This is a genomic window from Streptomyces sp. NBC_01276 (genome assembly GCF_041435355.1).
Taxonomy (GTDB): domain Bacteria; phylum Actinomycetota; class Actinomycetes; order Streptomycetales; family Streptomycetaceae; genus Streptomyces.
The window spans coordinates 4005382-4030980 of the sequence record NZ_CP108442.1; the positions used below are offsets into that span (position 1 = coordinate 4005382).

A 25599-nucleotide genomic window follows, 5' to 3' on the forward strand; every position below is an offset into this window, starting at 1 on the left:
CGGCGTACGGCTACCGGTCCCCGTGCCCGGGGCTCCCGGTACCGGGTTCCCGGCCGCCGGCCCCCGCCCCGTTCCCGGCGCGGCCGCCCGCCGCGAGCAGCGCGAGGACGGCGAGGGCGACCAGCAGGATGAGCACCAGCAGCAGGACCGTGAGCACCGTCGGGTGGTTCCACAGCGCGAACACCAGCGCCAGCACGATCAGCACGCCCACCGTGAGCGGGCGCCGCCGGGCTTCCACCCAGCCGCCCGCGCCGCCCGCCGTCACCCCGTGGGCGGCGCCCCAGCGCACGGTGGAGTCGGCCCGGCGCTCGGCGCCGCCGCGGACGGCCCGCGGCAGCCGGCCGGCGCCGGACAGGTAGGCGCCGAGCGCGATGACGATCCCGAGGACGAGCGCGGTCCGCAGGCTGACCCGCAGGAACCGCACCAGCGTGTCGAAGATCGCCGCGGCGGCGTCCCGGGACTGGACCTGCTCCGGGAGGTGGTCGAGGTAGTAGCGGCGGGCGATGACCAGCCCGATGGCGACGAGCAGGCAGGCGCCCGCCCCGCACAGCGCCATGACCACCAGGGCCCGGCGGCGGCGCCGGGCGAGCAGCACCCCGGCCGCCGCGAGGACCACGGTGATCACGGGAAGCCAGTTGCCGGCGATGTCGAGGAGCCGGACACCGCCCCGGATCTTCTGCAGCTCGTCCGAGTGGAAGAGCACCATCTGCTTTTTGACGTCGGGGATCTTCTCGGCCGGGGAGAGCCCCGCCTTGACGAGGTCCTGCTTGACCGTCTCGACGGCCTCGCCGACGTCGAGGGTGACGGTGCCGCCCTCGACGCCGATCGCGCCGCGGCCCTTGCCCGTCAGCGCGTGCACGACGGACTGGTGGGCGACCCGGTTGGCCTGGGTCCAGACCTTGTCGAACGCCCGGCTCGACACGAAGCGGCTCGCCACCTTGGAGACGGCCTGGTCGGCGGCCGAGTCCAGCTGGGGGCCCAGCGACTTGACCGCCGTACCGACGCGCGGCGGCAGGCCCTGGGACTCCAGCCACTTGGCCAGGTCCGCGGTGACCTGCGAGCCGTCGATCCGTACGTCGGCCGCCTCCGTGATGCGGTGGACGGCGGCGGCCTCGACCGCCGGGTTCGAGGCCAGCGGGGCGACCGTGGACACGTAGCGGTTGGTGTCCAGCACGATGTCGTGCACCCAGACGGTCAGGAGGGACACCGGTACGAGGAGGCAGGCGAGCGTGATCAGCACGGCCGACGCGGTGCTCGCGGCGATCCTGCGCCCCCGCGACGGCGGGGGAGGAGGGGGAGCCGCGGCCGGGGCCCGGGGTGAGGGCGGGGGCGGCTCGGACGGCTGACTCATGGCCCTCCCGGGGACGGGGGAGGCACGGCGCCTCTCGCGTCCATTGACGGCCCTGCGGACCGTGGTCGCACCCCGGGTTGCGCCCACCGGGTGGTGGCTCCGTCCGGATTCGGCAGCGTACGGCGCGGGGTCGGTGAATACAATCGGCTTCCATGTCGAAGCCCGACCAGCTGCTCGTGGACATCGCCGCCCTGGTGGAGTCCGCGCAGAGCAATCAGATGTCCCTGACCGTGGTCACCGGGGGTGGCGTCATCACCGGCCGGCTGGCCCCCGAAGCCGTCTGGAGGCAGCGCGTGGCGGAGGTCCTGACGGACTCGGCCCGGCTGACCGAGTTCTCCGCCGCCTTCACGGGTCCCGCGGGTCCCACGGCCACGGACGGCCCACCCACCCATCTGCACTTCCACGTCGCCCGCATCCTCCAGGGCACCGTGGGCATCCCCGAGACGGGCGGCATGTACCGCGTCGCGATCGAGGACGTAGGCGCCTGGACCGTCGGCGACTTCAGCTACTCCGACAGCTGAGCCGCTCCCGCACAGCACACGGACGGGGCCCCGCCGGCACGCTGCGGTGGGGCCCCGTCCGTGCGTCAGGACGTGGCGGGAGGGGGCTGCGCGGGCGGGGCGGTGGGGAGGGAGAGGCCGGCGTAGACCTGGTCGAGGACGGTCGGCACCAGGGCGTTGGCGGTGGTGCGGCCGTCGGGCGACAGGGTCAGGTTCGTCCAGATCACGAGGGTGACGTCGTTGTCCGGATCGTGGCCCATGAAGGAGTTGAAGCCGGGGAGTTCACCGCCGTGGTAGTACATCCCCGCCTTCGGGCCGAACCTCTGGTGCGCGATGCCGTACCCGTACTCCTGCCCTCCGGGCGCGGCCGGGTCCTCCGCCCGCAGGCTGTCGCGCCACTGCCGCTGCGACGCGGCGTCCAGGACCCCGCCCCGCACGAGGGCCCGGATCCAGGTGGCCAGGTCGTCGGCGGTGGAGACGGCACCTCCGGCGGCGTTGGCGTACGAGGGGTTCTGGTGGGTGTAGTCCGTCGGCCGGAGCTTCCCGGACCGGGCCGCCGCCCGCAGGTCGGCGGGATACGGCTGGTCGACCAGGGCGTACTCCGTCCCGCCGTACATGTAGCCGTGCGCGGAGGGGGCGGGCAGGGACACGTCGCCGGCGGCGGGCAGTGAGGTGGCCCGGAGACCGAACGGGACGAACAGCCGGTCGTGGAACTGCCGTTGCAGGGGCCGGCCGCCCGCCTTCTCGGCGACCAGGCCCAGGAGCGCGTAGTTGGTGTTGCTGTACTCGTACGAGGTGCCGGGCGCGAAGTCCGGCGGGTGGCGGAAGGCGATGTCCAGCATCTGGCGCGGGGTCCGGGCCTTCGCGGGCTCGGCGTCCAGGGAGGCCGAAAGCTCCGGCGCGTCGGTGTAGTTGTAGAGCCCGCTGCGCATCGTCAGCAGTTGGGCGAGGGTGATGTGGTCACCGTTCGGGACGCCGTCGACCCAGGCGGACACCGGGTCGTCCAGCCGGAGCTTCCCGTCCTGGGCGAGGAGGGCGATCAGCGCCGCGGTCATGGTCTTGGTGTTGGAGGCGATCCGGAAGCGGTCGCCCGTGGTGGGCGGCCGGTCCTTGCCCAGTTCGGTCGTACCGACGAGCGCCCGGAAGGTGCCCTGCGGGGTCCGGAGCAGGACCACCGCGCCGGGGACCATGAGCTGCTTCGCCGCACGCTCCACGGCGGAGCGGAACGCGGCCGGATCGATGGTCTTGAGGGCCGGTGCCGGTGCCGGCGTCGGTGTCGGTGTCGGTGTCGGTGTCGGCGGCAGCGGGGCGGCGGTGCGGGCCGGGGCCGTGCGGGCCGGGGCGGCGGGGCCGTACGCCGCGGAGGCGGGAGCCGCGACGGCCTCCGGCGGCAGGGCGCACCCCAGGACCAGCAGCCCGGCGGCGCACGGCGCCAGCAGGGCCGCACGGCGGGCCCGGGTGGTCCGCGAGGCGAGGGTCCTCATACCGAAATCCCATCCCAAAAGGGATAAACCACCCTATTTTACCAACACCTATTGATCGCCATCGTCAGGGCGCCGTCGATACCGGTGGGCGACGATCTCCTCGACCCGGCCGTACACCGGGGAGCCATCGACGCGCAGGGCGCAGGAGCCATCAACTCCCCGCCACTCTCAACGTATAGCGCACCGGGGGGCTTGCGGCAAGGCCCCGGTCGTCGGTCAGAATCGCCGACCGAGGCCACGACCGGCCGGGAACAGCGGAAACAGGAGAGCATGCACCCCCTGACCCTCAGTGCGACCACCAGCGCGACCACCAGTGCGTTCGACCTTCCCGAGCACCTCGCCGCCAAGGCCGACCCGGCGTTGACCGCCGGCGACGAGCAGCACTTCGCGGCCGTCACGGAGACGCTCGACGAGGCGATCGCCGAACTCACCGACCGCCTCGCCGCCCTGCGCAAGGCACCCGGAGGCGCCGGCCGGGAGGCGATGGAGCGGGACACGGAGATCCACCGCCTCACGGGCCGCCTGCGCACCCTGCGTCGCTTCGGTCGGGACCTGTGCCTGGGACACGTCGTCGGCGCGGACGGCTCCGAACCCGTCTACATCGGGCGGCTCGGCCTCACCGACAGCACCGGCCGCCGGCTGCTCCTCGACTGGCGCTCGCCCGCCGCCGAGCCGTTCTTCGCCGCGACCCACGCCAACCCGATGGGCCTCGCCAGCCGGCGCAGGTACCGCTGGACCCGCGGCCGGATCAGCGACTACTGGGACGAGGTCTTCACCGCCGACGGGCTCGAAGGGCGCGCCGCGCTCGACGACCAGTCGGCCTTCATCGCCGGCCTCGGCGCCAACCGGTCCGCCCGGATGCGGGACGTCCTCACCACCATCCAGGCCGACCAGGACGCCATCATCCGGGCCGGCTCCCGCGGCGCCCTCGTCGTCGACGGCGGTCCGGGCACGGGCAAGACCGTCGTCGCCCTGCACCGGACCGCCCACCTCCTCTACTCCGACCCGCGGCTCGGCCACCGGCGCGGCGGCGTGCTGTTCGTCGGCCCGCACCGTCCCTACCTGGCCTACGTGGAAGACGTCCTGCCCAGCCTCGGCGAGGAGGGCGTGCGGACCTGCACCCTGCGCGACCTCGTCGAGGAGGGGGCCGGCGCCGGGGCCGAGACCGACCCGGACGCGGCCCGCCTGAAGGCGTCCGCGGACATGGTGAAGGCGATCGAGAGGGCCGTCGCGTTCTACGAGGAGCCGCCCACCGAGGGGATGACGGTCACCACCGACTGGGCCGACCTCCGGCTGAGCGCCGACGACTGGGCCGACGCGTTCGACGCCGGACGCGGCACCCCGCACAACGAGGCCCGCGAGCTGATCCTGGAGGAACTCGTCACGATCCTGGGCGAGCGGCTCGGCGGCGAGGTCCCGCACGAAACGCTGCGCGGGTCGCTCCTGCGGGACGAGGAACTGGTCGAGGCCCTCGACCGCGCGTGGCCGATGCTCGACGCGGCCGACCTCGTCGGGGACCTCTGGTCGGTCCCCGCCTACCTGCGCCTGTGCGCCCCCTGGCTCGGCCCGGACGACGTCCGCACGCTGCGTCGCGCCGACGCCCGTGCCTGGACGGTGTCCGACCTGCCGCTCCTGGACGCGGCGCGCCGACGCCTCGGCGACCCGGGGGCGTCCCTGCGCAAGCGCCGGCACGACGCCTCCGTCGCCGCCCAACGCGAACGCCTGGCCGGGGTCATCGACAACGTCCTCGCCGCCGACGACGACGGCGAGGGCGCGGTGACGATGCTGCGCGGCCGGGACCTCCAGGACAGCCTCATCGACGAGAGCGCCCTGCCCGCCGCCGACCCCGAACCCCTCGCCGGTCCGTTCGCGCACATCGTCGTGGACGAGGCCCAGGAGCTGACCGACGCCGAGTGGCAGATGCTGCTGCTCCGCTGCCCGTCCCGGAGCTTCACGATCGTCGGGGACCGGGCCCAGGACCGGCGCGGGTTCACGGAGTCGTGGCGGGAACGCCTGGAGCGGGTCGGCCTCGACCGGATCGAGCTGGCCTCCCTGAGCGTCAACTACCGCACCCCGGAGGAGATCATGGCCGAAGCCGAGCCGGTCATCCGCGCCGCGCTCCCGGACGCCAACGTGCCGTCCTCGATCCGCGGCAGCGGCATCCCCGTCGTCCACGGCCCGGTCACCGACCTGCGCGAGGTCCTCGACGCGTGGCTCGCCGAACACGCCGAAGGGGTCGCCTGCGTCATCACCGCCGAGGACCTCGCCGAGGGAGCCCTCCCGGCGAGCTCCCGCGTCCGCTCCCTGACCCCGGAACTCTCGAAGGGACTCGAATTCGACCTGGTCGTCCTCATCGACCCGGCCGCCTTCGGCGAGGGCGTCGAAGGCGCCGTGAACCGCTACGTGGCCATGACCCGCGCCACCCAGCGCCTGGTCGTCCTCACCTCTTCCTGATCGCGACCCCGCCGCCGGGGCCCGGGGCCGCCGACGGGTGCCGGCGGCCCTCCGGGAGGGCCGTCACGGGGAGTCCGCCTCAGCGGCGTCGGCCAGGATCGGCTTGCCCATCTCCTCCGCGACCCTGGCCAGCAGCGCCGCCTTGCGCGCGTCGAAGAAGGCGCCGAAGTCATCGGCCCGCATCAGGTCCGGCCGTACGAGGTGCGTCACGACGTGCGCCTCCACGTCCGGCCGGGTGCTCTCGGCGCTCTTGGCCAGCCGGTCCAGGTACGAGGAGGGGGCCTGGCTCCCGATGATCCGGTTGGTCCGGGCGGCCAACGGGGTCTTGTTGATCACCGAGTTGTAGACCTCCGGCCGGTGCCCCTCCTTCTCGCACCACGCCTTCGGGAAGATGTGGTGGATGTCGACGGCCTCGTCGAAGTAGTCGGTCACCTTCACCGGCTCGCCCGTCCGCCAGTCGGCGGCCCCGGCCTTGAGCAGCAGGGCGTAGATGCCCTTGTACGCCGCGCTCTGGCGGGTGCGCAGCGTCAGCAGCCGGCCCGGTGCGAACTGGGCGGCCGTGATGGTCCTCGGCTCCTGCTCCGCGCCGCGGATCCAGTCCACGACGTCCTGGAGGTCCTGGCTGAAGCGGGTCTCGGTGGCGCCCCCGTACAGCTCTCCGAACACCCCGCACCAGTACCAGCGGGCCAGCTTGCGCCGGGCCCCGGCGGGTTCGGCCGCCTCACCGGTCGCGGCCAGGATGGCGGCGAGCGGGATCAGCTGGGTGCCGTACGGCAGGAACCTGGTGTCGAAGAAGTACTGCTGGTGCAGGAACCTCGCCGCCTTCCTGAACCCCTCGACGACCGCCGGCGCGTACTCCTCGTAGTCCTTCAACGAGAGCGCGAGCATGTCCTTGCGCTTGCAGCCGACCCGGGGGAGACGGTCCTCCTCCGTGCCGCGGGCCGCCTCGGCGACGCGCCGCTGGTAGGTGGCCAGCAGGGTGACGGCCTGAAGGAAGTCGGTGTTGGAGACCTCGCGCAGGATGCGGTACTCGGGGGCCTGCCAGGAGGCGCGGCACACCCGCTCCCAGTGGTGGCGCAGGTCGAACTCGTCCGCCGCGTAGGTCGCGGTCAGCAGCTCGAACACGGTGAGGGTGACGCCGCCCGTGTTGACCTTCTCGAAGACCTGGCAGACCGCCTGGCGTTCGGTCGCCTTGCCGAGCTCGATGACGGGCACGTGGTAGAGGACGAAGGGCCTGATGAACGCCTTGTCGAAGTCCTTCCACAGCTGCCGCTTGGTCTTGTCGTACTCCCAGTGCTCCTCGAAGCCGTCCTCCCAGGCGTCGGGGTCGAGGACCGAGTTGAGGGGGAAGAGGTGGGCCTCGTACTCCTTGGCACGGGTCGAGAGGTCTTCGAGGACCTCGCCGCGGAAGTTGGTCACCTTGCGGGAGGCGGGCAGGAAGCGGATCGCGTCCTCGCGGTCGGTGTACGCGTCGAGGACCTTGCGCATGTCGACGTAGAACCAGCCGGACACCGGCTGCTTGCGGGTGTCCTGGGTGGCGACCGCGCGGTCGAGCTTGAGCGACTGGAAGAGCGACGTGAGCCGCTGCTGGCCGTCGAGGACCAGGGTCTCCGGCTCCTTCCCGGCCGGCGGCGCGGCACCTTCGATCGGGCGGTACTTGAAGCGGACGTCGCCGCCCGCGCGCAGGGTCATGAGGGTGCCGAGCGGGTAGCCGAGGGATATGGACGCCAGCAGACTCGCGATGTTGGGGTGCGGCCACACCCAGCCGCGCTGGAACTCGGGCAGCTGTGCCCGCCCGTCCTCGACCTGCTGCAACAGGTCGCGCAGCGGTCGCTTGTCGATGCTGAACGCTTCGTCGGCCACATCGGCTCCTCGGGACACGGATCTCACGGCATGACGCGCTGAGATTAAACCGCTCCGGGCGTCCGGTCCGCCGCCTCGGGCCGACCGTCGCCCGGACGCGTGACGTGTGGTCCGGGGCGGTCGTCGGGGTCCGTGCGCGGTGCGTCCGGGATGTCACGGGCCGAGGGAGTCGACGTCTTCCATGAAGCCCAGCATCCGGGCGTTGACGAGGTCGGGGTGGTCGATCTGCGGCCCGTGGCCGGTCGCGGCGACGATCTCGGCGCGGGCGCCGGGTATCAGGCGTGGTACGCGCTCCATCTGCCGCTTCGGGTGCACGAGCAGGCTTCGCTTGCCCATGATCAGGTAGAACGGCGTCCGGATGGAACCCAGTTCGGCATCGGACAGGGGCAGCGGCGCGGGGCGGCGGATTCGGAAGGCCCGCACGCTGGCCTGGATCATGGCGCGGAGTTCGGGAACGATGATCACCGGCTGTTCCAGCCAGGCGGCGAGGCGCGGGCGCAGTGCCTTGGGCGCGTAGGTGGCGAAGAGGCTGGCGAAGATCCAGACGAAGAAGCGCAGGCCGACCTTTTCCAGGCCGCCGGGGTCGAGGGCGGTGACGGAGGCGAGCCGGCCGGGCTTCAGGTGGGCCTGGTTGATGACGAGCCAGCCGCCGTAGGAGGAGCCGACGAGGTGGACGCGGTCGAGGCCGAGGGCGTCGAGGGCCTCGTCCATCCACTGGGCTGCGCGCTCGGGCTGCCACATGGGTTCGCGCTGGACGCTGCGGCCGGGGTCTCCGGGGGTGTCGAGTGCGTAGACGGGGCGTTCGGCGCTGAGCGCGTGGGTGTTGGGGTACCACTGGGCGGAGCAGCCGCCGGAGCCGTGGATCAGGACGACGGGCGTGCGTGACTCGGCTGCCGGGTCCGTGGGTCCGTACCGGTAGACGTGGGTGGTGCCGAAGCTGGTCTCGACGTCCGTCTCGGATCGAGGCGGCGCGCCCTTCGCGTAGAGCACGTCGCAGGCGGCGAAGTAGCGGTCGCGCAGATCGTCGTTGACGTAATGGCCGATGTCGCGTCGAACTCGGGTCGTGCTCTCGGGCACGGGGCACCTCCGGGAGATCCGTTCTTCGTGATACGACAGTATCATGATGTTGATACAGCGGTACCATAAAAGGTCCGGGCAGTCCCGGACGGCGGGCCAATGCCGCCACCACACCAACTACGGCCGGAGACAGCACGGATGCCAAAGCTCGTGGACCACGAGGAACGCCGCACCCAGATCGCCGAAGCGCTCATCCAGGTCGCCGGACGGCGCGGCCTGCACGCCGTCGGCATGCGCGACGTGGCAGCCGAGGCGGGTGTGTCCCTGCGCCTCGTCCAGTACTACTTCCAGACCAAGGAGAAGCTGCTCTTCTACGGCCTCCAGCACCTGACCAACCGCTTCACCGCCCGGGTGGGCGCCCGCCTGGCCGCGGCCGGCCCGGACCCGGGCCCGCGCGCGACGATCGAGGCGCTGCTGCTGGGCTCCCTCCCCACCGACGAGGAGAGCCGCACCTTCCACCTCCTCTACACCTCCTACTCGATCCTGTCCGTGACCGACGAGGCGCTCGCCGCCCAGCCCTTCATCGACAACCCCGAGGCGGCCGAGAACGCCCTGGCGGGTCTGCTGGAAGGGGCCCAGGGCTCGGGCCTGGCCGATCCCGGTGTCGCGGCGCGGACGGAGGCGGTCAGCCTGCTCGCGATGGCGGCGGCCATGGGCACCAGCATCCTCGTGGGCCAGCGGACCCCGGAGTCGGCCGTCGCGGTCCTCCGCCACCACCTGGACCGCGTCTTCCGGACCGCCGAAGCGCCGGGGCCGGCCGGGGTCGAGCGCGCCCCGGGGGAGACGGCGTAGCGGAACGTGCGCGACCGGCCTGCCTGAGCTGGGGTTCCCCAGAAACGCACGAACTCCCGATCTCGTGGTGATCAAGGTTTCATGTGTTCAACGCCTGCCTCGGGCAGGTCTGTTGGCGATCTACTCCTCGGGCAAGCCGCAACGACACACGGGGGAACGCCTTGTCCGAGAAGTTAACCGTCCGTCAGATCGAGATCTCCTGGGCCGACCTCGGCATCACGGTCACCGCCGATCTCGACGACCGCAACCCGGCACTCGCCGACGTCCTGTGGGAGTCCCTGCCCTACCGGAGCCTCCAGGGGCACGCCCTCATCGCGGGAGAGCACCTCTACCACGTGGCGCCCGTACCGGCCCTGCTGCACACGCCCCACGCCACCCGGATCCCCGACCGGCGCGAGGCCCCCGACGGCACCGTGTTCTGCTCCGGTCTGCAGCACCTGGGCATCAAGTACGGCACCCTGACCGAGCCGATGCCCGCCACTCCCGTCGGCCGGATCCGCGAGGCGGACATGCCCGCCCTGCTGGAAGCGGGGGCCGCGATCTGGGACGCCGTCTACTCCACGAAGAAGCAGATCCTCGCCGAGGTCCGCCGCGCGGGCGAGCCGGGCGGCCACAGCATCCCGGCGCTCCACGCCGCCGACGCGGACGCCGCCCGTCTGATCGCCGACATCCACGCCGAGACCGAGAGGATCTGGCTCGCGCCGCCGGTCGAGCTGGAGGACCTCCACCAGGGCGTCATCCCCTCCCGGGCGGGCAACTTCGGCACCGTCCTTCCCACCCTCCTGTTCGTCAACGGGGAGACCCGGCCCCTGGGTTACGCGGCCTACGGCGGACTCGTCCGCGCCGCCGTCCAGGACATGCGCATGGACTCCCTCGTCCACATGACCCGCCTCCTGGTCGGCGTCCCCGCCGAGTTCCTGGGCTACTGCGGCCTGGAGAAGCTGTGGGCGTTCACCCAGCGGTTCCTGGAGGTCCTCGACCGCCTCGACCGTGACGACTTCTACGCCGTCACCAGCCAGATGGCCCTCTACGTCAACTGCCTCGGCGGCTGGAACCTCCAGCTGTACCCGTGGGAGACCGGAGACCACCTGCGCCAGCAGGGCGCCCGATGAGGCACGAGGCCGTGTCCGGAGCGGAATCCGCAGGGGGGACGGCGCCCGTGCCGGCCGTCCCCCGCCAGGACCCCACACCACAGGAGGGGGAAGACCTTGAGCGCCTTACCCGAACGCGCTGACGCCGTCGTCATCGGCGGGGGAGTGATCGGCACCTCCGCCGCCTGCCACCTCGCCGAAGCCGGCGTGAACACCGTCCTGCTGGAACGCGGAAGCCTCGGCGGCGGGGCGTCCGCGCACACCGCGGGCATGGTCCGCACCTACTTCCCCGGCGCCCCCCGCACCGGCGAACGGGCCGTGCGCAGCCTGAGCGCCTATCACGACTTCGCCCGCCGCACCGAAGCCCCCCTCGGCCTGAAGCGGCTCGGGTTCATGGTGCTGTTCACCGAAGAACGGCAGATCGCCGACTTCGAGGCGGACCTCCAGGCCCAGCGGGCCGCCGGGGTCGACGTCGGACTGATCGGCGCGCGCGAGGCGTCCGCACTCAATCCGCTGATCGACGAGCGCGCCGTCCTGGCCGCCGCCTGGTCCCCCGAGGCCTACCACGTGGACGGCCTCGACATCGTCCGCGGCTACGCCGCCGCGGCCCGCAATCACGGCGCCCGCCTGTTCACCCACACGCCCGTCACGCACATCGACGACGACAACACCGTCCACACCCCTCGGGGCAGCATCAAGGCGGACAGCGTCGTGTGCACGGCCGGGCCCTGGTCCGGCGAGGTGGCGTCCATGGCATCGGTCGACCTGCCGATGACGCCCCACCCCATCGAGATGCTGTTCACCGACGCCCCGGACTCCCCGCACCATGAGATGCCCATGACGATGCACGCCACGTCCGGCCTGCGGATCCGATCGTGGAAGGACCGCGTCCTCCTGGCCATGGGCATGCCCGGGGCCGACGAGACCCGCGAGGCCTGGCTCGGCCGCATCGCCGGCCACCTCGGCACCCTGTTCCCCGCCCTGGACGGCACCGGCCTGCACCGCGCCTGGTCCGGCGACTTCGACGCCGGCCCCGGCAACAACGCCCTCATCGGCGAACACCCCGCCCGCCGCTTCCTGTACGCGGCCGGATTCACCGGCGCGGGCCTCTGCCAGGCGCCCGCTGCCGGGGAGATGCTCCGCGACCTGTTGATCGTCAAGTAGCCCCCACACAGGAAGGAACGACGTGATCGTTCTGGGATGCAACGGTTTCAGCCGGGTGTCGGAGTTCTTCTCCGAACGCCTCGGCGCGACCGGCGTCAACAAGCACTACCTCTTGGGCCACGACGCCGCCGCAGCGGTCCTGGTGGACGGCCGGCTGGTCGCCGCGGTGGAGGAAGAGCGCCTCAACCGGGAGAAGAAGACCACCGACTTCCCCGCGAACGCGATCGACTGGTGCCTGGGGGAGGCCGGGATCACGTTCGACGACGTCGACCTGTTCGCCTTCCCCTGGAACTGGTCCGCACGGGTCCGGGACGAGATCCTGGACGGCATCCGCGGCTCGTCGGCACCCGAGGACGCGAAGGCGCGACTGCTCGCCGACATGTCGGACCTGTTCGACGAGGTCGTCGGTCACGACGCGATCCTCGCGGACTTCGAGGCCCGCACCGGACACCGCCCCGACCCCGCCAAGGTCCGCTTCGTCCCCCACCACCTGGCCCACGCCACGACCGGCTACTACCTCGCCGGCATGAAGGACTCCGCGTTCCTCGTCAGCGACGGCCGCGCCGAACGCTTCTCGACCCTGACGGGCGAGATCCGCGACGGCCGGATCACCGTCTTCGACGACACCGCCACCGGCGCGCGGTACTCCATCGGCACCCTGTTCTCCTGCATCACCCGTTTCCTCGGCTTCGTCCCCAACAACGACGAGTACAAGGTGATGGGCCTGGCCGGATACGCCGAGCCCCCTTCTCCGAACCCGTTCGTCGACGACCTCCTGAGGCTGCACGACGACGGCCGCTACACCTTCACCGAGCCCCTGCGGACCGACGACCTCCACAGCCACGACGCGCTGTTCGAGAAGTACTTCGGACCCTTCGAGGACACCCTCGAATACACCTCCCGCGTCGCCGCAGCCGCGCAGCAGATGCTGAACGTCGCCACCGCCCACCAGGTCCGCCACCTGGAGCGGAGGACGGATCTCGACCGGCTGCTGTTCGAAGGCGGCGTCGCCCTGAACTGCCTGAACAACACCCCGATGTTCGAGGGCTCGCGCTTCGGGGACATGGAGGTCAGCTTCGGCGCCTCCGACACCGGCATCACCATCGGGGCCGCGGCCCACGCCTGGCTCGGCCATCCCGACACCGGCCCCGCGGACGTCCTCGCCGCCTCGGCACCCGTCAGCCCCTACCTGGGTCCCTCCTACGACGAGGGCGCGATCGAGGAGGCCCTCGCCGGCTTCGCCGGCCGCGTCGTCGCCACGCGCCTCGACGACGACGAGGTCGTCGAGCACGTGGCGAAGCTGCTGACGGAGAAGGTCGTCATCGGCTGGTTCGACGGGCGCGTCGAACACGGGCCGCGCGCGCTGGGGCACCGCAGCATCCTCGCCAACCCCGGCTTCGACGACATCAAGGACATCATCAACACCCGGGTCAAGCACCGCGAACCCTTCCGCCCGTTCGCTCCCCTCGTCCTGGAGGAGCGGGCGCCGGAGATCTTCGAGATGGGGCGCAAGACCCGGTCCCCGTACATGACGTTCGTCTTCCCCGTCCGCGACGCGTACAAGGACCGCATCCCCGGTGCCGTGCACGTGGACGGCACCTCCCGCATCCAGACCCTGACCGACGAGGGAACCCCGCGGCTCACGGCCCTGCTGCGGAGGTTCACCGAACTCACCGGCACCCCGTGCCTGATCAACACCTCGTTCAACGTCGCCGGCGAACCCATCGTCTGCACCCCCGCCGACGCCCTGAACTGCTTCATGGGCACCGAGATCGACTACCTGATCCTCGGCAACCACCTGGTCGCCAAGACCGACGACGCCAACTGACCAAGGAGCACTCCGTGCCGATCCAGATCCAGCGCAAGCACACCATGTACCACTCCACCGTCCTGGAGTCCGACCCGGACACCGTGTGGGCCACCGTCCGCGACGCCATGCAGATCCTGGCGATCGTGTCCCCGGGCGACCTGGACATCCACACCGACGTCACCTGGACGGAGGGCGGCTCGGTCGAGACGGTCCCGGCCCGTTACGACTTCAAGCTCACGCTCAACGGCGGCCTCGTCCAGCAGGAGATCGCCGCCCGCGACGAGATCAACAAGACCCAGTCCTACCGGGCCATCGCCCCCACCAGCGGGGTCCAGAGCTACGAGGCCACCATCCGGGTGCGCCCCATCACCAACGACCCGGCCCGCAGCTTCTTCGAGTGGTCGCGGATCCTGGAGATCGCCGAGGACGCCGACCTGAAGGTGGTCGAGGCCATCATCGACGTCATGGAGAAGCAGACCGACGCCGTCCGGGACCACTTCGCGGCGCAGACCGCGAAGTGAGCGACGTGACGACGTTCGTACTGCTGCGGCACGGCGAGACCCTGCTCACCCCGCAACGGCGGATCTCCGGCAGCGGAGGGTCGAATCCGGGACTCTCACCGGCCGGACGCCGCCAGGCCCGGGCGACAGCGGACGCCCTCGCCCGCCGCGGCGGCATCGAGGCGGTCGTCACGTCACCGATGCGGCGCTGCCAGGAGACGGCCCGGGCCGCGGCCGCGCGCCTCGGCCTGGGCGTCCAGGTCGACCGGGACCTGCGGGAAGCGGACTTCGGCGCCTGGGAGGGCCTGACCTTCGCCGAGGTGCGCGAACGCCACCCGGACGACCTGAGCGCGTGGTTCGCCTCGCCCGACAGCCCGCCCTCGGGCGCGGGCGAGACCGTGCAGCAGGTCAGCCGCCGGGTCGCCGCCGTACGGGACGGCCTCCTGGCCCGGTACTCCGGCGCGACGGTTCTGGTCGTCTCCCACGTCGTGCCGGTGAGGACCCTGCTCCGCCTCGCCCTCCAGGCACCGCCGCACAGCCTGTTCCGCATGGAGGTCGAGGCGGCCTCGCTGTCGACGGTGACGTACGAGGAGGACGGCACCGCCACGGTGCGGGCCCTCAACGACACCCACCACCTGGACTGAACGTCATGCGGCGTAATCGCGGAGCCTGATGGGTTCGGTGCGGGTCTTCTCGGGGGCGTCGGCGGCCAGCATGTCCAGGATCTCCTGGGTCGGGGCGGGCATGAAGAACCGCTCCGCACCCTCGCGGCCCAGTGCCTGGTGTTCGGCGACGTAGGGGCGCATCAGGTGTTCGTACGCGGCGAAGGCCGTGGCGTGGTCGCCCGCCGCCACCGCCAGTTCACCGGCGAGGACGTACGCGCCCATCAGGGCCTGCGAGGTGCCGCGGCCCGACGTCGGGCCCGCACAGTAGCCCGCGTCGCCGAGCAGCACGACCCGGCCGTTGGCCCAGGTCTCCATCTCGACCTGGGCGTTGGCGTCGAAGTAGAAGTCCGCCGACGCGGCCATCTCGGTCAGCAGGCGGGGCACCTCCCAGCCGTCGTCGGCGAAGCGCCCCGCGACGATCCGCTGCTGCTCCCGCGGGTCGCGGCGGTCGTAGGGCAGCCCCTCGGGCGCGGCGAAGTGGAACGCGGCGCGGGCCTCGGTGTTGCCGCGTGCCGTGAAGATGTTCGCCGCCTTGCCCGCGGCGGCGTAGAGCCGGCCGGTGTTCTTCATGCCGAGGTAGTTGTCGAGGCTGAAGACCGCCGTGTAGACGCCGAGGTGGCGCACGAACCGCTCCTCGGGTCCGAAGGCCAGTCCGCGGGTATTGGAGTGCAGCCCGTCCGCGCCGACGACCAGGTCGAAGCGCCGGGGCGCGCCGTGCTCGAAGGTGACGTCCACGCCGTCCGCGTCCTGATGGAGAGCCGTGACGGAGTCCCCGAAGACGTAGGCGACGTCATCGCGTGTGGCGTCGTACAGCAGCCGGGCCAGGTCGCCCTTGAGGACCTCCAGGTCACCCGCGAAGACCGCGGCGGGGAGGGTGGCGTACTGCCTGCCGTCGGCGTCCACCATGGCCGCGTCGCCCATCTCGGTGTCGAGGGCCCGGATGGTGTCGAGGAGGCCCATCCGGTCGAGGACGTCGAGCGCTTCACCGCGGAAGTCGACGGCGTAACCGCCCGTGCGCAGGGAGGGGGCCCGCTCGACGACGGTGGGGGTGAAGCCGTGGCGGCACAGCCAGTAGGCGAGGGCGGGGCCGGCCACGCCGGCGCCGGAGATCAGTACGGTTCCGGTCATTTCGTGTTCCTCTCTCGGGGTGATGTGTACAACGTACAGACACCACGAGCCCGTTTGAACAGTCAGAAGGGGCAAAGCTGCCTAGTGCAGTAACATGGGTGTGTACTAGTGCACCAGGGGGCGTGGAGATGACGGAACGGGCGCCGTACGCGCGGATCGCGGCGGAACTGCGGGGGCGGATCGAGAGCGGCGAGCTCCGCCCGGGGGACCGGGTGCCGTCGACCCGCGCGATCACCCGACGGTGGGGCGTGGCCATGGCCACGGCGAGCAAGGCACTGGCCGCCCTGGGACAGGAGGGCCTGGTCCGCGCCGTACCGGGAGTCGGGACGGTGGTCGCGGCGGCTCCCGCCCGGCCCGCCGCCCCGGCCGACGACTCGGCCGTCCGGGCCCGCATCGTGCGCACGGCGATCGGTCTCGCGGACGCGGAGGGCCTGGCCGCCCTCACCATGCGGCGACTCGGAGCGGAGCTCGGGGTCTCGGCGATGTCCCTGTACCGGCACGTACGGAACAAGGAGGAACTGGTCGTCCTGATGGCCGACGCGGCCTTCGCCGAGTTCCCGCTGCCGCGGGCGGAGCCGGGGGACGGCTGGCGGGCTCGGCTGGAGGCGTCGGCGCAGGCGCAGTGGCGGCTGTACGGGGCCCACCCCTGGCTGGCCGCGGCCATGAACCTGAACCGGCCGCTGCTCGTCCCGAATGGAATGCGCCACATCGAATGGGCACTGACCGCGCTGGAGGACCTGTATCCGGACGCGGACGCACGCATGCACGCGGCGATCTCGCTCTTCGCCTACGTAAGGGGCCAGGCCATCGACCGGGAACCGGAGGCGGTCGCGGAGCGATCCAGCGGAGTGTCGGGCGAACAGTGGATGGAAGCCCAGCAGGCACGCATGGCGGCCCTCTTGGGCAACGGCACCTTCCCGGCCTTCACCGCGGCCCGCGCGGACGCCGACCTCTCCCCTGAGTCCCTCTTCCGCTTCGGCCTCACGACCCTGCTCGACGGCCTGGCCACCCGGGCGACGTGAAGGCCGGCGCGGCGGGGGGAAAGCCCGCCTCCGCCACGCCCGGCCGGCACCGGGGAGGCGAAAGACCTGGTGCGCGGGGCCGACGGGACCGGGTAACGTCATTGTCATGTTCTTCCAGACCCCGATTTACGAGTGAGGGCGTGACGGGCCCCTGCTGACGCCCTCCGACGTCACCGCGCCCGTCCCCCCACCGATGCATCCGTAGATCAGCCACACCGTTACCGGGAGAACCCATGACCGTGAGCAAGAACATCAACAACCCCGTGGGCCAGGGCGGCGGCCAGCGCAAGAGGCTGTCCCGCGCGGAACGGCAGAACAACGGTCCGCACCGCAACCGCGACCGCCAGGGTGCCGCCGACCAGAAGGCGGAGCTGCTGCGCAAGATGCGCGAGAAGGCGGGCACGGCCGAGGGCGCCGGGCAGCCGGGCGACGACACCGCACAGAGCTGACGCGCCGCCGCCGCGGGGCGGCAGCGCACACGGGGCCCGGACCGCGACGCGCGGTCCGGGCCTTGCGCGTCCACCGACGAAGGACCAGGCGTTTGGCGTTTGTCCGTACGCGTCGTTACGCGGTGGGGTACGTGACGGTTGCCGAGCGGGAGCTCGATCCCGCCGAATATCCGGGCGCCGGTCCGGCAGGGCTCGTGCCCGGTGCGCTGGTGTTCCGGATGACGCGTGGTCCGGTGGACCGGGACGACTGGCGGCAGTGGTGGAGCTACGTGCCGGGTGCCTGCCGGCGTCGGCCGCAGGGGGCGGGCAGCACTCTGAACGGGCGGGAGCTGCATCCCGTGATCCAGGTGTCCTACGAGGACGCGGTGGCCTACGCGTCTGCCCGTCTCGAAGGCGCACCCCGATCCTGCCCCGAAGGCCTGCTGCGCCCCGCGCAACCCCCGCGTGGACCTCCCGGCCGGCACCCAGGGGGGCGGCGAGCGCTTCATGCACAGGGTCACGAAGGGCGGCTCCCACCTGTGCGCCTCGAACTACTGCCCGGCGGGTTCACCCTCGCCGGCGAGGGCCTCAACGTGGGCAAGGACGGCGGCGACGCCGGCACCGCCGACTACCCCGGTACCGCACCCTTCACGTTCACCGGCGGCACCCTCCACCGCGTCGCCGTCGACGTCAGCGGCGATCCGTACGTCGACCTCGAACGCGAGGCCGACGCCATGCTCGCCCGCGAACAGGGACGGACGCAGAAGTGCCGACCGACCCCGACCGGAGCGACGGTTCGCCCCCGGCGGAGCCGGGGAGCTGGACCGGCCCCTGCAGCGTGCAGGGCTGCCGGTCCGGACTGCGGCCGCTTTTCGGACCGGGTGCAACGGGTCCTTCACCCCGTGTCCGGCAGCCAGGCGTTGTTGTTCTCGTTGTACCAATAGCTGTGGCCGGCGTTCAGGGCGACCGTGCGGAACGGGCGGCCGTGGTCGTCGATGCGGGTGGTGCCCTTGCGCTCGCCACTGCTCCAGGCCAGCTCCAGGTACCAGCTGACGTCCTGACCGAGTGTGGCGGCGTCGATGTTCAGCACCTGGGGGTCGGTGGCGGAGACCTTGTACGGGAAGTCGGTCGAGGCCGTCTGCCGCTCGCCCTCCTTGCCGGGTACGGGCCTGGCCCTCGGGGAGGCGTCGTCCAGGTCCACGGCAAAGGACGCCGGCACCAGCGCGCCGCCGCAACCGGCGCCCATGGTGTACGCGTTCCAGCCGGGAGCCTTGCCACCGCTCACGACATGGACGTACAGCGCGTGCAGGACCGCGGTCCTGCCCTCGGCGCCCTGGACGGTCAGCTGCATGCGCAGGTGCCCCGCCGGGACGGCATGCAGGGCCCGGGCCCACCCTTCGGTCGCCTGCGCGGCGGGGGGCGGGGGGACCGTGCCGGGGGCCTTGTCCAGGGCGAACCACTGGCCGCAGGGGCTGTCCCAGTTGTCGGGCAGGACGTTGACCGTGAACGGGGCGGCGGGGGAGGCCCCCTCCTTGGCGGTGGCCGACGAGGTGGACGTGGACGTTGCCGGGGGGGACGACGGTCCGGGGCCGGACGGGGGTGCGGAATCGGCTGTGGGCGTGGGTGATGACGACCCGCCGGACGGCACGGCCGGGCCCGCCGCCGCCCGCTCGCGCGAGGACGGCTGGGCGGCGCCGTGGCGCGTGTCCCCGGGACCCGTATCTCCCATGGCGGAGACGGCGGCGGCGGTCCCCGCCACCGCGGCGGTGGCCACGGCGGCCGCAAGGGCGAGCAGCAGCCGAGGACGCCGGGCCCCCGGTACGGAGGTCCGGGCGGGGCCCGGCTGGATGAGGGCGGCGGGGCCGTGTGCGGGTGTCTCCGTCGCCGGTGCAGGAGCGGGTGCCTCCGCCGGTGCCGGCGCGGGAGCGGGGGTAGGCGCCGGGGCGGGTGCCTCGGCAGCGGCAGGGCCGGGCACCGGGGCGGACCCGGCCGCGGACGCCGGGGCCGGTGCGGGGCCGGTCTCCGTCTGCGGCCGGACCTCCGGAGCCTCCCCAGCCACCACCACCGCCGATGCAGGCGGCACCTCCGGCGTGGCGTCACCGCCCCGTGGCGCCCCGGAGTTCGCCGGCCCCGACCCCGAGGCCTGCCCCTCCGTCACCCCCCGCCGCCGCTCCACGAGCGCCAGCAGCCACTGCTGGTGCAGCGCGACCAGTTCGTCGGCCGAGGCACCGCAGACTCGCGCGAACCGCTCCACCGGGGCGTAATCCGTGGGCACCGCCGCGCCGCTGCAATAGCGGTGCAGCGTCGAGTTGCTGGAGTGCAGGCGCTTCGCGAGCATGCCGTAGCTGCGCCCCGAGCGCTCTTTGAATTCGCGCATCAGCTCCGCGAACCGCTCCGTCTCCGTGGCCATTCCACCCTCCCCCTCATCCCGGAAGCACGTTCCAGGCTCGCCCGATCGCCCAGGTGAGAGGGGTCGGGAGCGTTCCAGGGTTCCTACTATCCCGGTCCAGACGCCACTGGGACGAAACCGGCCCCACAGTTGCGTCATCAGCCCGTCGGTCCGCCGGTCGGATCGGCGGTCGGATCGGCGGTCGCAACGGGAGGGCCCCCACCCGCCCCACCGGCCGCCCTCGGCCGCCTGCGGCAGCAGCCGACCGGAACAGCAGCCCCACCCAAAGTCTCGTCAGGCGGGAAGCGGAAGCCTCCGTCTGACCCCCGCACCGAAACGGAGAGTTCCCCATGCGCACCTACCGACTCCGCACCACCGCCCTGGCCGCCGCCACCGCCGGCCTCGCTCTGGCACTGACCGCCTGCGGCGGCTCGGACAGCGCCGGCGGGACGACCGCGAACCCCGCCGCGTCCAAGAGCGCGGACAAGCAGGTCTCGACCGGGACCGTGACGCCGTCCGGGGAGGACGCCTCCGCCGCCCCGTCCGCCGGCAAGGTCACCGGAACCGGTACGGCCACCGCCACCCCGGCGAAGGCCGGTTCGGGCGGTAAGGGCACGGGGGGCACCACCGGTGACTCCTACGCCTACGCCCACCCCTGCTCGGCCCGCGACCTGACCGTCAGGGTCACTTCCCCGACGGGCGCTCCGGCCACCGTCCGCGTCATCGCCGTGACCAACAACGGTTCCAGCTCCTGCGGTCTCGACTACTTCCCCACCGTCGGCTTCAGCGCCAAGGGCGGCGCGCTCGGTCTCCAGGCCGCTGCCCCCGGTGGTCTGGGCGGCGCCCCGGCGTACCCGGTGCACCCCGGCGCCACCGCGTACGCGGCCGTGGACCTCAACCCGTCGGGTGGCAACGGCCCCGTGGCCGACGAGGTCAACGTCCTGGCCGACAAGGAGCACATGCCGAACGCGGACGGCGTCAGCCTCCAGCTGGCCAAGCCGGGCAGCGTCGCCAACCCGAAGGTCGGCCTGTACCGCACCAACACCCGCGACGCGCTGAGCGCCTTCTGAACGGAGTTCCGGGGCCGCGGCCCCGGACGTCCCACGGGGTGTGTCGCCTGGCGGGTCAACTGCCCCGGGCGAGGAAACGCTGGACAACCGCCTCGCCGAACGCAGGGCAGTCCGAGACGAGCTCAAGCCCCTGGAGCGTGAGTTGGCTCAGCTCCGGGGCTTGATCGACGTGGCGGTCGGCGCGGTCAAGGCCGTGGTCCTCTCTCCTCGGCGTACCCGGGGACACGCCGGGTCTGGGTCGCCGGTTGCATGCGGAACCGACGAGCGCCCCGTGGCCACCGTCGAGCAGGTCCCCGCCCCGGCCGAAGGACCTCAGGGTCCGCGCCGGCCAGTCGTCCGGCTCCAGCGGGTGCCAGGCGACAGCGGGCGGCCCAGCCCGGCTGGGACCGGGCGTATGTTCGTGCCCTCGCCCTCGCCCTCGCCCTCGCCCTCGCCCTCGCCCCTGGCATCCGGCCGGGCCGCCCGGGCGAGGTGATCTTCACAAGGGGCACGGCGCAACAACCTGACGCCCTGTCGGGGAATCGAACCCGCGCTATAAGCTTGGGAATCTGTGGCGCGCAGACGATCTGCAAGGTGTCTGACCTGTGGAAATAACCCGATGGGCGAGCTGTCGTGGGGCGAGCGTTCCATGGGCCGATCGTCGGGCCTCCCTCCCGTCCGAGCCGGGGGAGGGCGTTCTGGGTTGTGGTCTGCGGTTCCGAACGGCTGCCTCAGAGTGCTTGGCCGCCCTGGCTGTCTAGCGGGCGAGGAACCTCTCGACCGCCGTCGCCAGGGCCTGCGGACTTTCGTCGGGGGCGAAGTGACCGGCGTCGTCGAAGACCTCGAGCTCGGCGTTCGGATACCACTGCAGCCACGTGGATCGCATGGTGTCGGGGCTCATCGCCGGGTCGCTCGCACCGGCCACTACAAGCACTGGCGTCGCGTTTCCCTTGACCAGCTCGTGGATATCAGGGCCGCGTGTCCAGGATTCGAGGTACGAGCGCAGGGCCGTCTGCGAGGACCGTTCCGAGCCGTTCACCCTGGCGTCCAGCCACGCGTCGTCGTGCCGGCTGCCGGTGAGGGCGTCGAAGATCGTCCTGCGGTTGCCGGAATCCTCCACGGCCCCGACGAACAGCTCCCACATCTCCCCTTCGAGCGGGAACCCGGACGCGGGCACGGGCGAGATGCCGATGATCGAGCGGATCCGTGAGGGGGCGTCCAGCAACAGCTGCTGGGCCGCCTTGCCGCCCATGGAGTGACCGATAACAGAGAAGGTGTCCCAGCCGAGGCCGTCGGCCACGGCGAGGGCGTCCGCCGCGATTTCCTCCATCGTGTACGTGCCGGGGGTGTCCATCGCCTCGCCGTACCCACGGCAGTCCACGAACGCGTAGCTGAACGCGCCTCCGTCCAGGTGCTGCCGCAGATGGTCGAAACTCGACCTGTCGCTGAGCCAGTGGTGGAGTGCGATGACCTGCTCCGGACCGCTGCCCTGCACCTCGTACGGAATGACGTTTCCTGCTCCACGGTTTGCCACGATGGTGGATCTCCCCTGTCGGGCCGGGCCCGGAATCCCGCCGGCCGGAGGCTTCGCCCCAAAGGCGTACAGGGAAACCGGGCAGGATCAGCCCGCCAAGCTCCACGTCGTACGGATCCGAACTCCGATCCAGCCGCGCTTCTCCTCCTCGGCCTCCAGGAGCCGGATCTCGTCGGTGTGGGTGCCGATGCGACCGCGATGGTCTCCATGTCGCTCCCCTCCAGGTGTCACCAGGCACGGGGAAGGAGCGGAGGGCGGGAGTCCAACCCGCGCTATTGACCTGGGAATCACCCGGCGACCGTTGTTCACCGTCCCTACTGGCACGCTGGGTCACGGCGTTCCGTCATCCGCGCCACTCGAACAGGACGAGCGTCGCGTCGTCCGAGGTGGTTTCGCCGCGTGCCCGCTTGAGGGTGTGGGAGAGCTCCCGGGCCACCCTGCGGATCCCGTGGTCGGCCTGCTCCAGCTGGTTCACCCAGTCGATCAGCTGCTCCTCGCCGAACTGTTCCTGCCCGCTCTCGTGCTCCTCGATCAGGCCGTCGGTGAAGCACAGGACGCGGTCGCCCGGCTCCAGGGCCACCGTGCTGACCTGCGGCTGGGCCCCTCCGAATCCGACGGGGAGGGTCGTGGGGCTGTCCAGACGACCTACGACGCGGTGCGCGCGGATCAGCATCGGCGCGGGATGTCCCGCGTTGACCCATTGGAGCCGCCCCGTGTCCGTGTCCAGGCGCATCATCTGGGCGGTCACGAAGTGGTCGGGGTCGAACTGCTCGGCGACGGCCCGGTCCATGAAGAGGTAGATCTCGGACAGCTCGATGCTGATCCGGCGGGCGTGCCGGTACGCGCCGATGGCCACCGTGGCCATCGTGGCCGCGTCCAGGCCGTGCCCCATGGCGTCGACCATGGCCAGGTGCAGGACGTCGCCGTTCAGGGCGTAGTCGAAGCTGTCCCCCGCCACGGCGTAGGCGGGCTCCAGGACCCCGGCGACCGCGACGCGCGGCATCACCATCGACAGCGGGGGCAGCAGGGACCACTGGATCTCCGCAGGGACGCTCATCGGTTCGCTGCGGCGGGTCCGGAAGAAGAGGTCGGTGTAGCCGTTCTTGGTCTGCAGCAGGTCGGCCGCCAGGCCCGCGATCCTGCGCAGGAGGCGGCGGTCGTCGTCGTCGATCCCGTCCAGGGTGACCGAGAGGACCCCCACCTGGTCGCCGCCGTCCAGCAGGGGCAGGTGCACCCGTACGCCGTCGGCCGTCGGGACCTCGACCGGGCGTGACTCCAGGAAGCACCGCCCGGCGTCGGAGCGGTCGATGGGCTGCGCGCCCCCGGCGGCCACGCCGCCGGCGGCGTCCAGAGGGACCAGCTGCTGCAGTCCGTAGTCCTGGAGCAGGATCTGCGGTTCGCGGCCCCCCAACCGGGCCACCGTCGTGGCGACGAGCGGGCCGACCATGTGCGGCGGCAGCTCGTGCGCCCGGTCCAGGAGCAGCCCGAGCAGTTCCTCCCCGAAGCTCTCCGAGCGGTCCGGGTCCCCGCGCCCTCCGACGGTCATCCTGTTGCCTCCAACCGGCCGGCGGGCCGGCGTCCGGGCTGCACGGGCGGCATGGCCTCCAGGATGCTCCCCGGCGACCGGGCACGCCACACGGTCCGCCCGGCGTGCGCATCGCGCGCACATCGGCCGATGATGGGAGTACGGCCGAGCACACGGAGCTGACCATGACGGGTTGGCATGTCAGGGACTACACCCCGGACGATCTCGAAGCGGTGATCCGGGTCGACGCGGAGAGCAGTACGGCCGAAGAGCCACCCCTCTTCCCGCTGTCGGACGCGGTGGCGGCCCTCCAGGCCCTCCATCCGGCGGTCGTGGCCACCGCGGACGAGGTGGTGGTCGGCGCCGCGGTGAGCAGGGTGGAGGGCGACCGGTCGTGGATCCTGCGCATCTGCATGGCGCCCGACTGGCGGCACCGGGGGCTGGGCAGCGACCTGATCACGGCCCTGGAGCACCGGCTGTTCGCCGACGGCGTCCGAACGGTGCACGCGGCCCTGCCCGACGGCGAGACCGGTGCCACCGCCCTGCACAACTGCGGCTTCGACGCCCGTCCCGGTCTGGTCCTCTTCGAGAAGCGCGGGCGGGTGACCCCGCAGGCGGTCGGCATGCTCGCGTCGCTGGGAGCGGAGCTGCCGCCCGGGGGGCTCTGGCAGAAGGTCGCGGGCATGCAGAGGGAGAAGGAGCTCATCGAGCGGCGTCTGGTCCTGCCACTGGCCCATCCCGAAATGGCCGCCCGGCACGGAGTGGAGCCGCCGCGGGCGGTGATGCTGTTCGGGCCGCCCGGGACGGGGAAGAGCACGTTCGCGCACGCGATCGCCAGCCGTCTGGGATGGCCGTTCCTCGAACTGTTCCCCGCCCGGCTGGCCGCCGAGTACGGGCTGGCCAGCGGGCTGAACCGGCGCTTCGACGAGATCGCCCGGCTCGACCACGTCCTGGTCTTCATCGACGAGGTAGAGGAGATCGCGGGGACCCGGAGCGGTGCGGACGCGACCGCGGTCGGCGTCGTCAACGAACTGCTCAAGGCGATCGTCCGGTTCCGGGGCCAGGACGGGCGGCTGCTCGTCTGCGCCACGAACGACGTGACCACCCTCGACTCCGCGTTCCTGCGGCACGGCCGGTTCGACTACGTGCTGCCGATCGGCCCGCCCGACGACCGCGCGAGGACCGCCCTGTGGGAGAGCTATCTGGCCCGGGCGGGCGCGCAGGCCGACAGCACGGCGCTGGCGTCCGCCAGCGAGGGGTTCACCCCCGCCGACATCGCCCATGTGGCGCGCACGGTCTCACAGGTCCAGTTCGAGCGCACCTTCGACACCGGGGCCCGGGCCCGCCCCACCACCGAGGACTACCTGCGCACGATCCGCGGGACCAGGCCGACGGTCAGCGCCGCCATGGCCCAGGAGTTCGCCCACCAGACCGAGGAGTTCGCCCGCGTCTAGACCGCCCCTCAGCTAGACCGCCCCTTCCTCCTCGGCTTCCATGTGCCGGATTCCCACGTGGGTGAGGGTGACCATCGCGGGGGTGTTGCCCGGTTCCCAGTCGACGGTGATCAGACCTTCGCCCGCCAGGTAGGTGCAGGCCGCCGCCAGGTCCTGTTCCGGTATGCGGAGGTCGCTCCGCAGCTGCGCTCCGGTGATGCCGAGGAGGCGGTTGCCCTCGACGGCTTCGTACAGGACCCGGAGCACTTGTTCGCGGTAGGTCTTGCGTTCGCGCAGTGTGGCCATGACCGCGTCCTTTCGCGTGCGCCGGCGGTTGCCT

22 protein-coding genes and 1 pseudogene are annotated in these 25599 nt (G+C 72.0%); 14 read left to right on the forward strand and 9 right to left on the reverse strand.

All coding sequences use genetic code 11. From position 1 onward, the window contains the following. Positions 1–10: 10 nt before the first annotated feature. A complete protein-coding gene (locus OG295_RS17765; RefSeq protein ID WP_371677747.1) occupies positions 11–1240 on the reverse strand; it encodes a hypothetical protein in 1230 nt (409 codons plus the stop codon). A gap of 263 nt (positions 1241–1503) precedes the next feature. On the opposite strand from OG295_RS17765, the gene OG295_RS17770 reads away from it, so the two are divergent. Then, positions 1504–1872, forward strand: coding sequence for a hypothetical protein (locus OG295_RS17770; RefSeq protein WP_356210917.1), 369 nt, complete (start codon positions 1504–1506; stop codon positions 1870–1872). 65 nt (positions 1873–1937) lie between these two features. Here the strand turns inward: OG295_RS17770 and OG295_RS17775 are convergent, their stop codons facing one another. Beyond that, complete coding sequence (locus OG295_RS17775) at positions 1938–3335, reverse strand: serine hydrolase domain-containing protein (RefSeq protein ID WP_371677748.1); 1398 nt, start codon at positions 3333–3335, stop codon at positions 1938–1940. A gap of 270 nt (positions 3336–3605) precedes the next feature. Here OG295_RS17775 and helR point away from each other — a divergent pair, with 270 nt between their 5' ends. After that, positions 3606–5789 carry an RNA polymerase recycling motor ATPase HelR gene (gene helR, locus OG295_RS17780; RefSeq protein ID WP_371677749.1) on the forward strand — a complete coding sequence of 728 codons (2184 nt, stop codon included), beginning with the start codon at positions 3606–3608 and terminating at the stop codon, positions 5787–5789. A gap of 63 nt (positions 5790–5852) precedes the next feature. Here the strand turns inward: helR and OG295_RS17785 are convergent, their stop codons facing one another. Continuing rightward, positions 5853–7652, reverse strand: coding sequence for a DUF262 domain-containing protein (locus tag OG295_RS17785; RefSeq protein WP_371677750.1), 1800 nt, complete (start codon positions 7650–7652; stop codon positions 5853–5855). Positions 7653–7805: 153 nt separating this feature from the next. Beyond that, entirely contained in the window at positions 7806–8729 is a 924-nt protein-coding gene (locus OG295_RS17790; RefSeq protein ID WP_371677751.1) for an alpha/beta fold hydrolase, read from the reverse strand. Positions 8730–8867: 138 nt separating this feature from the next. Between OG295_RS17790 and OG295_RS17795 the strand changes: the two genes are divergently transcribed. The 6 genes from OG295_RS17795 to OG295_RS17820 all read left to right on the forward strand — a co-directional run bounded on the left by OG295_RS17795 (position 8868) and on the right by OG295_RS17820 (position 14730). Then, entirely contained in the window at positions 8868–9521 is a 654-nt protein-coding gene (locus tag OG295_RS17795; RefSeq protein ID WP_371677752.1) for a TetR/AcrR family transcriptional regulator, read from the forward strand. A 161-nt stretch (positions 9522–9682) separates the two neighbouring features. Next, a complete protein-coding gene (locus OG295_RS17800) occupies positions 9683–10633 on the forward strand; it encodes a hypothetical protein (protein ID WP_371677753.1) in 951 nt (316 codons plus the stop codon). 96 nt (positions 10634–10729) lie between these two features. Further along, a complete protein-coding gene (locus tag OG295_RS17805; protein ID WP_371677754.1) occupies positions 10730–11776 on the forward strand; it encodes an NAD(P)/FAD-dependent oxidoreductase in 1047 nt (348 codons plus the stop codon). 22 nt (positions 11777–11798) lie between these two features. Next, complete coding sequence (locus tag OG295_RS17810; protein WP_371677755.1) at positions 11799–13604, forward strand: carbamoyltransferase; 1806 nt, start codon at positions 11799–11801, stop codon at positions 13602–13604. 14 nt (positions 13605–13618) lie between these two features. Further along, positions 13619–14107, forward strand: coding sequence for an SRPBCC family protein (locus tag OG295_RS17815; RefSeq protein ID WP_371677756.1), 489 nt, complete (start codon positions 13619–13621; stop codon positions 14105–14107). A 5-nt stretch (positions 14108–14112) separates the two neighbouring features. Then, positions 14113–14730 (forward strand): histidine phosphatase family protein, encoded by a 618-nt coding sequence (locus tag OG295_RS17820; RefSeq protein ID WP_371677757.1) that lies wholly within the window; start codon positions 14113–14115, stop codon positions 14728–14730. 3 nt (positions 14731–14733) lie between these two features. Here OG295_RS17820 and OG295_RS17825 read toward each other — a convergent pair whose 3' ends face one another. Continuing rightward, a complete protein-coding gene (locus OG295_RS17825; RefSeq protein ID WP_371677758.1) occupies positions 14734–15879 on the reverse strand; it encodes an FAD-dependent monooxygenase in 1146 nt (381 codons plus the stop codon). Between the two features lie 128 nt (positions 15880–16007). Between OG295_RS17825 and OG295_RS17830 the strand changes: the two genes are divergently transcribed. The 4 genes and pseudogenes from OG295_RS17830 to OG295_RS17845 all read left to right on the forward strand — a co-directional run bounded on the left by OG295_RS17830 (position 16008) and on the right by OG295_RS17845 (position 18273). Continuing rightward, positions 16008–16901, forward strand: a complete 894-nt coding sequence (locus OG295_RS17830; RefSeq protein ID WP_371677759.1) for a GntR family transcriptional regulator — start codon at positions 16008–16010, stop codon at positions 16899–16901. 233 nt (positions 16902–17134) lie between these two features. After that, positions 17135–17350 carry a DUF6243 family protein gene (locus tag OG295_RS17835; RefSeq protein WP_371677760.1) on the forward strand — a complete coding sequence of 72 codons (216 nt, stop codon included), beginning with the start codon at positions 17135–17137 and terminating at the stop codon, positions 17348–17350. A gap of 218 nt (positions 17351–17568) precedes the next feature. After that, positions 17569–17673, forward strand: a pseudogene (locus OG295_RS17840) (formylglycine-generating enzyme family protein); the annotation flags it as partial. A 195-nt stretch (positions 17674–17868) separates the two neighbouring features. Next, complete coding sequence (locus OG295_RS17845) at positions 17869–18273, forward strand: hypothetical protein (RefSeq protein ID WP_371681429.1); 405 nt, start codon at positions 17869–17871, stop codon at positions 18271–18273. Here the strand turns inward: OG295_RS17845 and OG295_RS17850 are convergent. Continuing rightward, complete coding sequence (locus OG295_RS17850) at positions 18225–19739, reverse strand: helix-turn-helix domain-containing protein (RefSeq protein WP_371677761.1); 1515 nt, start codon at positions 19737–19739, stop codon at positions 18225–18227. The two genes, OG295_RS17845 and OG295_RS17850, sit on opposite strands and share 49 nt — an antisense overlap. Positions 19740–20068: 329 nt before the next feature. Here OG295_RS17850 and OG295_RS17855 point away from each other — a divergent pair, with 329 nt between their 5' ends. Continuing rightward, complete coding sequence (locus OG295_RS17855) at positions 20069–20788, forward strand: DUF4232 domain-containing protein (protein WP_371677762.1); 720 nt, start codon at positions 20069–20071, stop codon at positions 20786–20788. Between the two features lie 736 nt (positions 20789–21524). Here the strand turns inward: OG295_RS17855 and OG295_RS17860 are convergent. Together OG295_RS17860 and OG295_RS17865 are read right to left on the reverse strand one after the other, a co-directional pair. Further along, positions 21525–22301 carry an alpha/beta fold hydrolase gene (locus OG295_RS17860; protein WP_371677763.1) on the reverse strand — a complete coding sequence of 259 codons (777 nt, stop codon included), beginning with the start codon at positions 22299–22301 and terminating at the stop codon, positions 21525–21527. 343 nt (positions 22302–22644) lie between these two features. Continuing rightward, complete coding sequence (locus tag OG295_RS17865; protein ID WP_371677764.1) at positions 22645–23847, reverse strand: PP2C family protein-serine/threonine phosphatase; 1203 nt, start codon at positions 23845–23847, stop codon at positions 22645–22647. A 164-nt stretch (positions 23848–24011) separates the two neighbouring features. Here OG295_RS17865 and OG295_RS17870 point away from each other — a divergent pair, with 164 nt between their 5' ends. Further along, positions 24012–25280 (forward strand): ATP-binding protein, encoded by a 1269-nt coding sequence (locus tag OG295_RS17870; RefSeq protein WP_371677765.1) that lies wholly within the window; start codon positions 24012–24014, stop codon positions 25278–25280. A 12-nt stretch (positions 25281–25292) separates the two neighbouring features. On the opposite strand, the gene OG295_RS17875 is transcribed toward OG295_RS17870, so the two are convergent. Continuing rightward, positions 25293–25565, reverse strand: coding sequence for a hypothetical protein (locus OG295_RS17875; RefSeq protein WP_371677766.1), 273 nt, complete (start codon positions 25563–25565; stop codon positions 25293–25295). Positions 25566–25599: the final 34 nt, after the last annotated feature.